The organism is Furfurilactobacillus milii (assembly GCF_009864005.1).
GTDB lineage: Bacteria > Bacillota > Bacilli > Lactobacillales > Lactobacillaceae > Furfurilactobacillus > Furfurilactobacillus rossiae_B.
In genome coordinates this window covers 148028-163652 of sequence record NZ_WEZQ01000005.1, presented here as the reverse complement: position 1 = coordinate 163652, position 15625 = coordinate 148028, and the positions used below count along the sequence as shown (strand labels likewise).

General features: G+C 44.6%; 13 protein-coding genes. All 13 read right to left on the bottom strand.

All coding sequences use genetic code 11. The annotated features are described in order from the left end of the window. Positions 1–31 precede the first annotated feature (31 nt). The 13 genes from GB993_RS03550 to truB all read right to left on the bottom strand — a co-directional run bounded on the left by GB993_RS03550 (position 32) and on the right by truB (position 15556). A complete protein-coding gene (locus tag GB993_RS03550) occupies positions 32–2269 on the bottom strand; it encodes a RelA/SpoT family protein (RefSeq protein ID WP_161003121.1) in 2238 nt (745 codons plus the stop codon). Positions 2270–2428: 159 nt separating this feature from the next. Continuing rightward, entirely contained in the window at positions 2429–2839 is a 411-nt protein-coding gene (locus GB993_RS03545; RefSeq protein WP_161003120.1) for a hypothetical protein, read from the bottom strand. An 83-nt stretch (positions 2840–2922) separates the two neighbouring features. Next, positions 2923–3690 (bottom strand): RsmE family RNA methyltransferase, encoded by a 768-nt coding sequence (locus GB993_RS03540; RefSeq protein ID WP_161003119.1) that lies wholly within the window; start codon positions 3688–3690, stop codon positions 2923–2925. Further along, positions 3690–4640 carry a 50S ribosomal protein L11 methyltransferase gene (gene prmA / locus GB993_RS03535; protein WP_161003118.1) on the bottom strand — a complete coding sequence of 317 codons (951 nt, stop codon included), beginning with the start codon at positions 4638–4640 and terminating at the stop codon, positions 3690–3692. The genes GB993_RS03540 and prmA overlap by 1 nt, the downstream gene beginning before the upstream one ends. A 33-nt stretch (positions 4641–4673) precedes the next feature. Beyond that, positions 4674–5708, bottom strand: a complete 1035-nt coding sequence (locus tag GB993_RS03530; protein ID WP_161003117.1) for a zinc-binding alcohol dehydrogenase family protein — start codon at positions 5706–5708, stop codon at positions 4674–4676. 286 nt (positions 5709–5994) lie between these two features. Continuing rightward, positions 5995–6333: a hypothetical protein gene (locus tag GB993_RS03525; RefSeq protein ID WP_161003116.1), complete on the bottom strand. Its 339-nt coding sequence runs from the start codon at positions 6331–6333 to the stop codon at positions 5995–5997. 69 nt (positions 6334–6402) lie between these two features. Then, complete coding sequence (lepA, locus tag GB993_RS03520) at positions 6403–8244, bottom strand: translation elongation factor 4 (RefSeq protein ID WP_161001225.1); 1842 nt, start codon at positions 8242–8244, stop codon at positions 6403–6405. A 260-nt stretch (positions 8245–8504) separates the two neighbouring features. Then, a complete protein-coding gene (gene dnaJ / locus GB993_RS03515) occupies positions 8505–9638 on the bottom strand; it encodes a molecular chaperone DnaJ (RefSeq protein ID WP_161003115.1) in 1134 nt (377 codons plus the stop codon). Between the two features lie 175 nt (positions 9639–9813). Beyond that, on the bottom strand, positions 9814–11679 hold the full coding sequence (dnaK, locus tag GB993_RS03510; RefSeq protein ID WP_161003382.1) for a molecular chaperone DnaK: 1866 nt from the start codon (positions 11677–11679) through the stop codon (positions 9814–9816). Between the two features lie 28 nt (positions 11680–11707). Next, a complete protein-coding gene (gene grpE / locus GB993_RS03505) occupies positions 11708–12304 on the bottom strand; it encodes a nucleotide exchange factor GrpE (protein ID WP_017261972.1) in 597 nt (198 codons plus the stop codon). Between the two features lie 53 nt (positions 12305–12357). Further along, positions 12358–13401: a heat-inducible transcriptional repressor HrcA gene (gene hrcA, locus GB993_RS03500; protein WP_026017153.1), complete on the bottom strand. Its 1044-nt coding sequence runs from the start codon at positions 13399–13401 to the stop codon at positions 12358–12360. A gap of 230 nt (positions 13402–13631) precedes the next feature. Continuing rightward, entirely contained in the window at positions 13632–14606 is a 975-nt protein-coding gene (gene ribF, locus GB993_RS03495) for a riboflavin biosynthesis protein RibF (protein WP_161003114.1), read from the bottom strand. A 41-nt stretch (positions 14607–14647) separates the two neighbouring features. Continuing rightward, a complete protein-coding gene (truB, locus tag GB993_RS03490; RefSeq protein ID WP_161003113.1) occupies positions 14648–15556 on the bottom strand; it encodes a tRNA pseudouridine(55) synthase TruB in 909 nt (302 codons plus the stop codon). Between the last annotated feature and the right edge of the window lie 69 nt (positions 15557–15625).

The following is a 15625-nucleotide window of genomic DNA, read 5'->3' as shown; positions in this document are numbered from 1 at the left end:
AAAATCAGACTACGAAATAACCAAAATCCGATTAGTGTGTTGCCCGAAGCACTTCGTACACATCTGGGACGTTCTTCACGTTATCCATAATATGGTTAAGAACATCTAGATTGCGGACACCAACCGTTGCGGAAATAACGACCATCTTATTATGGTCCACTTTACCGGTCACAGAGGTCAAGAACTTAGTTGTGTTGTTGATCATTCGTAGAACATCGTTCAATAGACCATTCCGGTTATAACCGCGGATTTCAATATCGGCATTGTAGTTAGTCCGGTTATTTTCCGGATCATCCCATTCGACGTCCACAATTCGCTCACCGTGCTCTTCTGCCGATTTAACGTTAGGGCAATCAGCTCTATGGACAGAAACGCCACGCCCCTTCGTGATGTAACCGACAATCGCGTCACCCGGAATTGGTGAACAACAGTGGCTCAAACGAACAAGAAGATTGTCAACGCCTTCAATGATGACCCCATCAGAGGACGATTGTTTGGCATCTGCCTTAGCAGTGGTTTCCTGCGTTTCTTCGCTCTTTTCACTGCTATCGGTGAGAATTTCCCGTTCCGTCTCAGCTTGTTTGTCAGCAGCAATTTTAGCCCGCTCGTCCGAAGTCAAACGATTAGCAACGCCGCGCGGTGCAGCATCCCCGAACCCAATGGCAGATAACAGATCATCCGCTGAACGATAATGCATCCGTTCTGCTACATTCTCCAGTTTGGTATCCGTCATGATCTCTTTTGGATCAAAATTAAGCTCACGCAATTCATGCGTAATCATGTCACGACCGGCATCAATATTTTCTTCACGATCCATTTTGCGGAAATACTGTTTAATCTTATTACGCGCGCGTCGTGTGTGGACTAAATTGACCCAGTCACGACTCGGTCCACTAGAATTCTGTGACGTCATGATATCAACGATGTCACCCGTTTTAATTTCAGAATCCAGTGGCACAATCTTACCGTTAACTTTTGCCCCAGTCGTATGATTACCGACTTGCGTATGGATAATGTAAGCCATGTCTAACGGTCCGGCGCCCTTTGGGAGTTCTAGTACATCACCCTTAGGTGTGAACGCGTAAACGGAATCCGTGAACAAGTCACCCTTCACGCCCTCCATAAAGTCATCAGCGTTAGTGGCATTGTTCTGTAGTTCAATGATTTGTTTAAACCAATTTAGCCGATCGCCGTTACTGGTTTCTTGAACTTCATCCGTTTGTCCTTCTTTATAAGCCCAATGCGCGGCAACCCCAAATTCAGCCACTCGATGCATTTCTTCCGTTCGGATCTGTACTTCCAATGGCTTGCCTTCAGGGCCGATAACGGTCGTGTGAAGGGATTGATACATATTTGCCTTAGGCATCGCAATGTAATCCTTAAACCGCCCTGGCATTGGCGTCCAGTGCGTGTGAATTGCACCTAAAACCGCATAACAATCACGAATTGATTGAACAATAACCCGAATGGCCAACAAATCATAAATCTGATCAAACTGCTTATGCTTGTCAACCATCTTGCGGTAAACGGAATAAATGTGTTTTGGACGACCATAAACTTCCGTTTTGATGTGTAAGTCGCTAATGGCATCTTTAAGTTCGCCAATCGCTTCATTGATAATCTCAATTCGTTGATTCCTTTTGGAATTCATCAAGTGAACAATCCGATAATATTGTTCTGGATTAAGGTACCGCAGGCTTAAGTCTTCGAGTTCCCACTTAATGGTGCTGATCCCTAACCGATCCGCCAATGGTGCATAAATTTCCAGCGTTTCATTCGCAATTCTGCGCTGTTTATCTGGGCGCAGATGCTGTAAGGTCCGCATATTGTGTAACCGATCCGCCAACTTCACAATAATGACGCGAATATCATGCGACATCGCGAGTAGTAATTTACGGTGATTTTCTGCTAATTGTTCTTTGTTGGAGCGATATTTAATCTTACCGATTTTGGTGACGCCATCGACGATTTCAGCAACATCATTGCCAAATTCATTACGCAGGTCATCGAGTGTTGCAACCGTGTCCTCAACCACGTCGTGAAGAAAACCGGCTTCGACCGTTTCTGGGTCCATTCGCAGATCGGCTAAAATTGCCGCTACCTGAATTGGATGCATAATATATGGCTCACCCGACTGGCGCTTTTGTTCAGCGTGAACCCTAGCCGCAAACTCGTATGCTTCCCGCACTTGGGCCACGTGCTCTGTATTCATGTAAGAACTGACCTGAGCCATAACTTCATCAGCTGTCCAAATATGTTCTTTTGACATTATTTCACCCCAAATGCATTTATTGTTGTCCTAATTTTACCCGAAAAGGTAAATTAAACAATGCCTACGCTTAAATCTACCGCTTACAGTAAGCCATTGATAGCAAAAATGCCAGTCCTAGGTAATCACCTAACACTGGCAGCAACATCATCTAAGTCATTAACGACCAACCGCTAATTTACCGGCAGCAACTGTCTCCGCTTGATGCGCATGGACCGAAAGCGAACGGTGGTCAGTGGTAAAACCCGTGTGGAAACCACTCACAAAATAGCTAACACACGCATACCCAATTGCAAGGTAATAGGCGTACTCATGAGCATTGTCTTTCAAGAAATATGTGAACAGCGCAAACAACACTGGGAAAATCAAAACACGCCAACTGTCATGCTGTGACCGACCAATTTGCCAGCCACTTACCAGCGCATATACACCATTAATACCGAGCAACACCCACATTACTTTATGGTAAACGGTCATGCTACTGGCATTAGCCAGCCATGGTAACAAACCGCCAAAAAATAAACCGAGTAACCAATACTGCCAACCACTATGTGCCCTCAGACCTGTCATTGAATCGCCACGCTTTTCATCAAATTTTAATTTATGTTGAACATTATAGCCAATTTAACGAACAGCGTCACGATTAATTTTCATTAATTTACATTTTCTGAATCTTTTCGCAGCTCAACGGCATAGGATAGCGCACTCAAAAAGTACAACGGCGCCGTTTCGGTTCGTAAAATTCGCGGTCCCAATCCCGCGGCCACGTAACCATTTGCGGTCAGGTCGTCAACTTCTTTAACCGTCAGTCCACCTTCCGGTCCGAAAATGACATTGATTGTCTGACCAATCCGTATTTTTTCAAACGTCTGAACTAAATGACCAGTCTCTTGTTTTTTGGCCGACTCTTCCCAGGCTACCAGATTAAAATCGGCGGGCATTGCTGCCGCTTCCTTTAAAGAACTCGCGTATTTCAATTGAGGAATCACAAGACGGTGTGATTGCTGAGCAGCATTAGTCGCAATCACCTGTAATCGTGACAACTTTTTAGCAGCCTTTTGTTTCCATGAAGCGACTGACCATTGTGTAGGTACAAAAACAATTTCGTGAACGCCCAATTCGGTTGCCTTTTGCGTAATTAATTCGGCTTTGTCACCCTTAGGAACCCCGCAAATAATGCGGGCGTGTACTGGTAATTCCACGTCAACAGTTTGCTTGCGTTCCACATGCATCGTCGCGCTTCGGTGATCACTATCCAACTTAACTAGTTGTGCAATCAATAATTCGTGTAACGGTGTGACAAACTCAGCTTCAGTGCCCTCTGTGGCACGCAGTACCTGAACAAAATGTTTGTATGTCGCCGCGTCCAACTGAAATTCTGTTGTTTGTTGCCAGTCATGCGGCAAAAAATAGTGTTGCATCAGTCGTCTGCCTCCGGCTTTTTAGCGATAATGCCATACCAGTCGCCACGCCGCAAGGTTTCGACAACTTGATAACCATTTTCCCTCAGTTTGCCAACGACCAACGGATATTTATCCGCAATAATGCCGCTAGTTAAAAACAGGCCGCCTTTTGGCAACAACGGCCACGTTTGCGGAATCAGTGGCACAATAATATCTGCTAAAATATTGGCAACAATAATGTCGGCTGTTTGTGTAACGCCCTTTAGCAGGTCATTGGGACTCACATGGACATCCTTAGCAACTGGGTTGAGATCCAAGTTGCTTTTAGCCGAGTCTACAGCAATTTGATCAACGTCATACGCAAAAACTTCACCAGCGCCAAGCTGTTTTGCTGCAATAGACAACACACCAGATCCTGTGCCAACGTCCAGTACCGTTTCACCGCCACGAATGGTTAATTCCAACGCCTGTAACATCAATGCCGTCGTTGGATGAGTACCAGTACCAAACGCCATGCCAGGATCTAGAATTAACGTTTTTTCGTTTTTATCGGCCGGCTGATAATGCTCCCAACTAGGAACAACCGTCAAATAACGAGTAACACGTACTGGATGATAATATTTTTTCCAAACGGTAGCCCAGTCGGCTTCTGCAACTGGTTTTTGCAACACAGTTGCCGGTCCGGCATCCAAGCCAAAACTATCCAGCTCGTTAATCCGTTGTTCAATTATCGGAATGATCGTTGAGAGTTCAATGGTCTCAGGATAATATGCGGTCACCACAGCACCATGAATCAAATGTGGTAAATCTCGCTTATCCAGTAGTTCACCAGGAAATTCTGGTTGCAATGCAGCAAAATCCGCTGCGTCGTCAATTTTAGTACCGGATGCACCAGCATCCATTAAAATGTTGCTCACAGCCTCTACCGCTTCGTTAGTCGTTGTCACGCTTACTTCTGTCCATTGCACCTTAGTTTTCTTCCTTTCACTTTTAAAAGTTAATTAGGCTTTTTCACTGCCATTAAACGGTCCGGTAACAACCACTTTACCGACCATTTTGTTGGCTTCGACTAATTGATGCGCAGCCCGCAAATTGTCAGCGTTGATGCCTGAATCAATCGTCGTGGTTAACGTTGTGTGCAGAACTCGTTGATCTGCTAACTCGGCGATTTTTGCTAACAATTGACCTTGGGAGTTGAGATCGACACCATAATCACTTTTCGCAAACATATATTCCCAATCAAAACTAGCAGCCTTATTCTTCAATAGTCCCATCGGCAGCGGCTCGCGATTCTCGACGATGGATGCCACATGACCAAACGGCTTGATTAATTTTGCTGCTGTTTCAAAGTACTGATCGGTTGAGTGCAGAATTAAGATACCATCAAAGAAATTGATTCCCGCTTCGGCCACTTGAGGCGCCAAGGCTTCACGATGATTAAAAATGTGAGTAGCGCCCATTTTTTTGACCCATTCACGAGTTTCTGGGCGTGAAGCTGTTGCTGAAACGGTCAGTCCTGCCCACTTGGCCAGTTGAATGGCGACAGATCCTACGCCACCAGCACCATTAATAATTAACAATTGTTGGCCGATATTGGCATCAGCAGCCATTTTAAAACCCATTTTAGTAAAGAGAACCTCACCAGCTGTCAATGACGTTAGTGGCAACGCTGCTGCCTCGGCATCCGTTAAGTGCTCAGGGGCATGCGCGATCAAACGGGCGTCAACTACCTGTTCTTCAGCATTGGCACCATCACGAGCAGTACTACCTGCATAGAAAACACGATCACCAATCTTAAAATGATCAACAGCACTGCCAATTTCAGCAATCTGTCCCACTGCGTCATAACCAAGAATTGTGCCTACTGTCTGGCTTGTTAGTGCTTGTCGTAACTTGGTATCGACAGGATTAACTGATACTGCCGTAATCTTAACGCGCACATCATGCTCTCCAACATTGGGCATTGGCCGAGTGCCATCGATCATCGCAGCCCGTTCATCAATACTTTGTGTGCCAAATGATTCAATTACCTTCATTGATCTTGACCTCCAACCTTTTTTCTGAACTCTATTGTCACAAAAATTAACTAAAAATACCATCACTGAGCTTGTACCGTCAGTTTATCATTTCTATAACCAACTGTTGAAACCGTTAGATTAACAACCTATTACACCAGTCGCACCTATTGGATACAGCGCGCCGATTCTCAGCCCTTGAAGCAAAAAATCTCCCTGCGCCGAATTAATCTACTACTCGACACAAAGAGATATTAATCAGTTATTATCAGTGGCTTAAAACACCGAAAGCGCTCACACCGTGAGTTTATTCACCAACGTGTTCTTCACGTTCAGCCGCTTTCCGAACTTTTGCATATCGTTCCCGTCCATCATCTGTCAAGATATGGCTGGCCAAGTATTTCAATAAGTCATTTTCATCTTGAAATACCCGTGGATTATGTTGTCCGTGAAGACGAAGATCAATCTCGTCAATTTTTAACCGACCAGTCCAACTATGACTGTACTTTGCAATCAAACGGTTATTGAGCTTCTTCTTACCAAAGCGGAGGACGTACACGTGTTGTGGCACCATCATCGGCCGAATGTACGTCTTCTCATATTTAAACTGACTTGCTTTCAAAAACGTTTTGGTCCGTGCTAACACACGCTCACCTCCAATTTGTCTTTCTTATTTTGCTCATTAATTCACCAATAGTCAATGTCAAATGAACAATTATTTCGTTTTATGGCTTTCTTCTTCGTCAGTCTGAAGGACAGCCATAAATGCTTCTTGTGGCACATCGACGATTCCGACGGCTTTCATCCGTTTCTTACCGGCCTTTTGCTTTTCAAGTAGCTTCATCCGCCGCGTGCGGTCACCACCATACAAGTGAGCCGTCACATCCTTCCGATAAGCCTTGATGTCAGATCGTGCCACTACCTTGGCGCCAATGGCTGCCTGAACTGGGATTTCGAAGTTTTGACGAGGAATAATCGTTTTCAAACGCCCAACGATGGTACGACCACGATTGGCTGCAAATTCACGCGCAACAATAAAACTCAGCGCATCAACTTTATCCCCGTTCAGTAAAATATCAATCTTAACAAGGTCACCTGGGCGGTATTCATCCAACTCATAATCTAAGGATGCATAACCACGGGTGCTACTTTTAAGGCGGTCAAAAAAGTCAAAGATGATTTCAGATAATGGCATGTAGTATATCACGTTTACCCGGTGATCATCAAGATATGCCATTGTATCAAAGTCACCGCGTTTGCGCTGGCATAATTCCATCACTGCACCAACATAATCGTTTGGCACCATGATGGTTGCCTTAACGTAAGGCTCATTGATCGTTTTAATGTTGGATGGATCCGGCATTTCAGACGGGTTTTCCACAATGACTTGAGAACCATCTGTCATATCAACATGGTACGTAACAGAAGGTGCTGTGGTAATTAAATCCAGATCAAACTCACGTTCCAACCGTTCCTGAACCACGTCCATATGCAACATTCCTAGGAATCCACAACGAAATCCTGAGCCCAATGCCTGCGATTTTTCCGGTTCGAAGACTAATGCCGCATCGTTAAGTTGTAACTTCTCCAAAGCGTCACGCAAATCGTTGTACTTACCATTATCGGTTGGATATAGCCCTGCGTAAACCATTGGATTCATTTTACGATAACCCGGCAAGGCCTTTTCAGTGGGATTAACCGCGTCTGTGACCGTATCACCCACTCGCGTATCTGCAATATCCTTAATGGATGCGGTGATATAGCCAACATCTCCGGCCATCAACACATCACGTTTGATTGGCTTAGGTGAGTTAACACCAACTTCAGTCACTTCATACTCTGTTCCTGAATTCATCAAACGAATGTGGTCACCAGGCTTAACCGTTCCCTCCATAATCCGAAGGCTCAAAACAACACCACGGTAATCATCATAGATTGAATCAAAAATCAACGCTTTTAATGGCTTATCCAAATCACCTGTCGGTGCGGGCACCTGGTGCACAATTTGCTCAAGAATATCAGTTATCCCGATCCCGCTTTTGGCACTAGCTAAAACGGCGTTAGATGCATCAATGCCAATGTCTTCTTCAATTTCTTGACGAACAACTTCTGGCTGAGCAGATGGCAGGTCAATTTTGTTAATAACCGGCAGAATCTCTAGATCATTATCTAACGCTAAATACGTATTCGCTAATGTCTGGGCTTCTACACCCTGAGCAGCATCTACCACCAGTAAAGCCCCTTCACACGCCGCTAATGAGCGTGAGACTTCATAAGAAAAATCCACGTGTCCAGGTGTATCAATTAGGTGAAAGATATAGGTTTCCCCATCCTTCGCGTGATAGTGTAGTTCCACTGCATTTAATTTGATCGTAATCCCACGTTCACGTTCCAGCGGCATGTCATCCAGCACTTGATTCTGCATTTCCCGTTTGGACACAGTATCGGTCAGCTCTAGAATACGATCAGCCAAGGTTGATTTACCGTGATCGATATGGGCAACAATCGAAAAATTCCGAATATGTCGCTGTCGTTCCTGCATTTCCGTTAGATCCATGCACATTTCCTCCCTGTAACTCACGAAGCTAATCTTCGGTATTGTCACACATTACCTTTTGATAACGTTGAATTCTAAACATTTATTATACCAATGATCTTGGCCTGCGACAATTTATATCAAACAAATGGTCGCCTAAAGTTTCCACTAGTGCTCAAACAATCGGCAAGCTTCAATTCGCTAGTATAAAGATAAAGACGTACTCTACAGTCATTTTACCGCAGAATACGCCTTATCATTCATTTCCATTCAACTGCTTGTTAACGTCGGCCAAATAGACCGCCATGACCAGTTGGGACATCTTCACCGCTAGCCTTGGCAAAAGCTTTAAGTGCATCCTTTTGAGCCTTATTAAGACCTTTAGGTGTTTGAACCGTTACTGTAACGCGTTCATCACCATTGCCATTGCCGCGCAAATGAGGTGCACCCTTGCCGCGCAACCTAAAATTAGTACCGGTCTGCGTACCAGCTGGAATCTTCAAGTTAACATTACCATGTACGGTTTTCACTTCAATTTCGTCACCTAACGCAGCTTGAGCAAACGTCAACGGTTGACTGAAGTAAATATCGGCGCCATCACGCTGAAAATCTTTACTTGGTTGAACCGTAAAGACAATGTACAGATCTCCGTAAGGACCGCCATTCGTTCCGGCTTCACCTTGACCTTGTAAGCGCATTTGCTGACCATCGTCGACACCTGCAGGAACAGTGACTTCAATTTCGTGGTTTTCAGTATTGTGACCTGTACCATGACAGGTTGGGCACTTTTCTTTAATCTCTTTACCAGTACCGCCACAAACGTCACAAACTTGTTGTGAACGCATCTGACCCAGTGGTGTGTTACGCACTGTTTCAACGTAGCCAGTACCACCACATTTATGACACGTTACCGGAGAAGTACCAGGCTTAGCCCCGTTACCGCCACAAGTGTGGCAAACTTCTTCACGGTCATATTTAATTGTTGTTTTTTTACCGAAAATGGCTTCTTCGAACTTTAAGCTCATCGAGTACTGTAAGTCCTGACCAGGTTGCGGTGCGCTTGGATTGCGGCGAGATGCACCACCGCCCCCAAACATTTGACTAAAGATATCGTCAAAACCGCCAAAGCTTTGACCACCACTAAAGCCACCAAAGCCCTGACCGCCGAAACCACCTTGGCCACCGCCGAACTGCTGCCCAGCATCACCATATTGGTCATACTGTTGGCGCTTTTGCGGATCGCCAATCTTTTCGTAAGCGTCAGCAACTTCTTTAAACTTCTCCTCAGCATCTGGGGCTTTATTCAAGTCCGGGTGATACTTTTTGGAAAGTTTACGAAACGCCTTTTTAATATCATCCTGAGACGCATCTCGACCCACGCCGAGCACGTCATACGGGTCTCTTCCTTGAGACATGTGTGAACCCCCAATTAAAGCTTGTCATGTCGATAACCTAGTACCGAATACCATGAGCTTCTGCCTTTTGTTTAGTATTGCGTAAGTTTACCACAGAAATGGTCTTCACATACACAAAGAGTCAAAGATGCGCATGCGCCTTTGACTCTTGTATCGCTATTTCTTATGCGAAAGACTACTTCTTGTCGTCAGGGTTAACCTCTTTAAAGTCGCCATCAACCGTCTTGCCATCGCCGTCAGCAGAACCTGCTTGACTGCCATCCTGACCAGCAGCAGAACCATCAGCAGCTTGTCCGGAACTAGCATTTTGTTGATACAACTTAACCGTAAGGTCTTGAACGATCTTGTTCAGTTCATCCTTCTTGGTCTTCATTTCTTCAACGTTGTTGTCAGATTGAGCCTTCTTCAATGCATCGCGTGCATCGGTTGCTTTCTTAACTTCGTCATCAGAGACCTTGCCCTTAAGTTCTTCCAAAGTCTTGTCAACTTGGAACAATAATTGGTCGACTTCGTTCTTAAGGTCAGCATCTTCCTTACGCTTCTTGTCGGCGTCAGCGTTTTCTTCGGCTTCCTTCTTCATCCGTTCGATTTCATCGTCAGACAAACCGGAGTTACTCTTAATGGTAATCTTTTGTTCCTTGTTCGTTCCCATATCCTTAGCGGAAACGTTAACGATCCCGTTCTTATCAATGTCGAACGTAACTTGAATTTGTGGGACACCACGAGGTGCAGCAGGAATATCACTTAATTGGAAGTTACCCAATGTCTTGTTATCAGCTGCCATTGGTCGTTCACCTTGGAGCACGTGAATATCAACAGCCGGTTGATTATCGGCAGCGGTTGAGAATGTTTGACTCTTAGACGTTGGAATTGTTGTGTTACGATCAATCAACTTCGTGAAGACACCGCCCATGGTTTCGATACCAAGTGACAATGGCGTAACATCAAGCAAAACAACATCCTTCACATCACCAGTGATAACACCACCTTGAACAGCGGCACCAAGAGCAACGGCTTCATCAGGGTTGATGGAGTGGTTAGGTTCCTTGCCGGCCATGTCCTTAACAGCTTCTTGAACAGCTGGAATCCGAGTGGAACCACCGTTTAAGATAACTTCGTCAATGTCGTCCATTGACAAGTCAGCATCACGCAGAGCGTTTTGAACAGGTGTCTTAGTCCGTTCGATTAAGTCAGCCGTCATTTGGTTGAATTGAGCACGTGACAATGTTTCTTCCAAATGTAATGGGCCGTTATCACCACTGGAAATAAATGGCAAACTAATTTGCGCTTCATTAACACCTGACAGATCCTTCTTGGCCTTTTCAGCAGCATCCTTCAACCGTTGCATAGCCATGGTGTCTTTAGATAAGTCCACACCATTGGTCTTCTTGAAACCATCAACTAACCAGTCAATGATCTTTTGGTCAAAGTCGTCACCACCAAGATGCGTGTCACCATTCGTTGACAGAACATCAAAGACACCGTCACCTAATTCAAGGATAGAAACATCAAATGTCCCACCACCAAGGTCGTAGACTAAAATTTTTTCATCTTTGTCTTTTTTGTCCAAACCATAGGCTAAAGCAGACGCCGTTGGTTCGTTAATGATTCGTTCAACATTTAAACCAGCAATTTTACCAGCATCTTTGGTTGCTTGGCGTTGGGCATCGTTAAAGTAAGCAGGAACAGTAATAACTGCTTGTTCAACCTTTTCACCAAGGTAATCTTCAGCAAAACTCTTGATATACTGTAAGATCATTGCTGAAATTTCTTGAGGCGTATATTTCTTACCTTCAATATCAACCGTGTAGCCTGCTTCACCCATGTGACGCTTGATTGAACGAACGGTGTTAGGGTTAGTGATTGCTTGCCGTTTGGCAACTTCACCGACCTGTGTTTCACCATTCTTGAATGAGACAACAGATGGCGTTGTCCGGTTACCTTCTGGATTAGCGATAATCTTTGGTTGACTGCCTTCAAGAACAGCAACCGCTGAGTTCGTAGTACCTAAGTCAATTCCAATAATTTTAGCCATTTTTATAAACTTCCTTATTATTTAATCTAATCGCTTACTGCGCGACAACGACCATTGCTGGACGTAAAACGCGATCTTTAAGCATGTAGCCCTTTTGAAGCACTGCCACAACGGTATCCGGTTTCTGATCAGGACCAACCGGTGTGGTCTGGACTGCTTGGTGCAACGTTGGATCAAACGGTTTGTTGAGCGCTTCAATCTCCGTCACGTTGTTTTCCTTCAAAGCATTTTGAAGGTGGTTATACACCATTTCAACACCGTGCTTCAACTGCTTTGCAGCCTCATCCTGAACGTCTGTATTCAATGCGCGTTCAAGGTTATCCAACTCGGGAACGACGTCGTGCGCCAACTGTTGACCATCGTACTTCATCAACTGCGCAGTTTCCTTCTTTTGCCGCTGTTGAATGTTGGCAATTTCTGCCTGTGCTCGAAGTAGTTGATCATCCTTCTCTGCCAACTTATCATTCAGCTTATCAATTTCAGCAGATTGATCAACAGTATCATTCTCCGTTGGCTGTTGAACCTTTTTCTTAATGTCCTTAGCCGTTGGATCCTTCGCTTTAGCTGCGTTTGCCTTAGCTTGTTGATCATCTTTTGCTGCTGATGATTGGGCTTCTTTTTTATTTGACAAACTGCCACCTCCATTTAATTTTATAGTCAAACCACTGGTGACTGGTAAAAAAATTAGTCATCCAGGTTTCGATAATAATCCAAAAGCTTAGCGGCCAGTTCTTGTCGGAATGCACCAACTAAACCAATCATCCGTGAATATGGCATCCGCGTTGGACCTAACACGGCAATCATACCTCTTCCGTGGGAACCCACATCGTAAGTTCCTGTAACCAAACTATAGTGCTTAAGCAAATCATTGGTAATTTCATTACCAATTTTCACCTGCACCTTATTATCCGGTGGGCTTAAAACGCTGGCAATATCATCTGACGTGTCAAACAATTGATACAGCGATTTTAAGTCCTGCGGATTGTGGTTAACAGAAAAGTTCAGCAAGTTTAAGCGACCACCAACGAAGAAACGTTCCGTAGCTGCTTGATCCAGCACACGACCGAAAATTTGTAAAAAACCTTCCGGTGTCTGCATGTACTGACCAACTTTCGCGGGGATTTCCACACGTAGTTTGTCCACAATCTCAGTGATTGGCAAACCAACCAACTGATCATTAATCAAACGAACTACTGTTTCCAGCTGATCGCTGGACATTGAGCGTGGAATCGTGAACGTTTGGTTAGCAACTTCACCGCTGTCCATCACCAAAATGGCCATCACCTGTCGATTACCTAAAGGCACCAACCGAAATCCACTTAGTCTCGCATCCGCCTGTTCAGGCTTGAGCGTAAACGCAGTATATGAAGTCAATTCAGATAACAAATTGGCTGACTCTTCAATGATTTCATCAATCTTATTGAAAGAACCGCTCAATTCATTTTGAATTAACTGAATATCGGCATGTGCCACTGCATCATTATTAACCAGATGGTCAACATAATAACGGTAACCTGCCAGTGACGGAATCCGTCCCGAAGACGTATGCTCTTTTTGAACATAACCTTGTTCTTCCAACGATGCCATTTCATTGCGGATTGTTGCAGAGCTAACGTGAATTGGCAAACGGGCTGCGAGGGCCTTAGACCCAACTGCCGCACCGGTTTCCGTATACTCACGCACAATAGCTTGCAAAATCACTTTTTGTCGTTCTGTTAGCGTCTTAATCACCCCTTTTAGCACTTACGCTATTTGAGTGCTAAGAACAGTTACTAATATAACAACTTGGTCAAACAAAGTCAAACAATTTTGGCGAGTTCAAACATCTTTTGTTAATTATTTTTTTCAACGCACTTAACCGTCAAATGATAGATGGAATTGAACAGTATCTTCCGTCTAAAAACAATAAAAGAACGGCTTCTTTCCCAATGTGGAAAAAACCGTTCTTTCGTTAAAAGTTACTGTTTCATCGATAACTGTTCAACGGGTCCTTCGAGGTGTTTCGCCATGAACACCCGTGTATCGGCAGCATCCTGATCTAGTTGACGTACCAAAGCATCAGCACCGTCAAACTTAACTTGACCGCGCAGATATGCGCCCCAAGCGACCTTAACCTCTTCACCGTAAACCTCCTGATTAAAATCAAGCAGATTAATCTCGATAGTGACAGGCCGATGCTCCCCAAAAGTTTCGTTGCGGCCTATTGACGCCATGCCCGGATACCATCGCTGACCGATTTGGAGCCACACCGCGTAAATCCCAATGCCTGGAACCCGTTCACTCGCTGTCGGATCAACATTAGCCGTTGGATACCCTAATGTCCGCCCACGCGCCTCACCGTGAACAATAATTCCGGTAGTTTGGTACGTGTATCCCAACAACTCGTTGGCTTGTGCCAGTTGACCGTCATCAATTAACTGACGAATTCGAGTCGAACTATCCTTTGCTTGGTCAATGGCCACTTGTTTGACCTCAACCACATCAAAACGCCCCTTAGCATAAGCGGGTAATTGTGCCATCCCGGCGATGGCTTTCTTGCCATACGTATGATCAAATCCGGCAACCACGGCTACTGCATGTAAGCCAACCATGTAATCGTCAACAAATTCCTGTGGGACAACTGCCGACAACTGGGAGGTAAAACTAATTCCATACACAATATCAACACCTAGCTGATCTAATAATTCTAGTTTACGGTCAAACGTTGATAAGTAGCGAAAAGAGTCAACAGATGTTTTGTAAACAATTGAAGGATGATGTGTGTAAGTCAACACCGCAAGTTTGACACCCCGCTCATTGGCCAATTTGCGTGCCCGCTCAATTACCGTCTGGTGACCAATATGCACACCATCGAAAAATCCCATTGCTAAAACAACCGGTCCATCAGGAATTTGTTCTGGTCGGTATGGATGTCGTAAATAAATAACTTGCAATGTTTCGCACCTTCAATATCAAAAATTTTAATTTACACCCATTACAGATGATTCGAAAACATTTTCAGTGGTTTGGCTACTTTACCGTCAGTTGATAATTGGTAAAGCGCCTTAATGTGATTCTGAAACTTAAGGGCAGTGACTCCTTGGTCAACTAATACAGAAGGTGACAAAAAACCGCCATTTGTCACAATCTGCCACTCTGCTAACGTTAGTTCTGTCACAGGATAGTGGGCCAACGCGACATCGATTGGCAATAAATACTGATTAATATTGCCCTCGGTCATTGCGTCGGCAACCTGTTCTAAAGTGACTGTTTGTGACAGATCAAAACCGCCACTTTTCAAACGTGTCAAATCACTCATAACAGCGGGGACGCCCAACGCTTCACCCAATTGAACGGAAAGAGTTCGAACATAAGTCCCTTTACCACAGCCAATCTCAAACGGGATCACTTGAGTTCCGTTTTCTTTGTCGAAACTAGTTGGTCCCGTTTGTTCAAAACGATCGACATGAATATGACGTACTGGACGTTCAACTGTTTCCCCAGCCCGAGCGTACTCGTATAGCTTCCGCCCATTAACTTTGACTGCTGAATACATCGGCGGAATTTGATCGATGTCACCAATTAACCCCATCATGGCATGCAAAATTTGAGCGTCGGTAAATGGCTGCGTTAAGGGTTTTCGTGCAATCTCCGCCCCATCTAAATCTTCAGTTTCCGTGGCAAACCCCAACGTTACTGTGCCACGGTAAACCTTTCCTGAAGCCATTAAATATGGCACAACCTTCGTAGCCGGTCCCACACAGATAGGCAACACACCATCAACATTTGGATCTAATGTTCCAGAATGGCCAATCTTTTTTGTGTGCAATATTTTTCTCAGTTTAAAGACCACGTCATGACTCGTCATTCCACGCGGCTTATTAATCGGCAAAATTCCTTCCATGGCAGCAGTAACCTCACTTCATCTTTTAAAAATGGGCCAACGTACAGCGGTCCATCAATTTGAATTAAT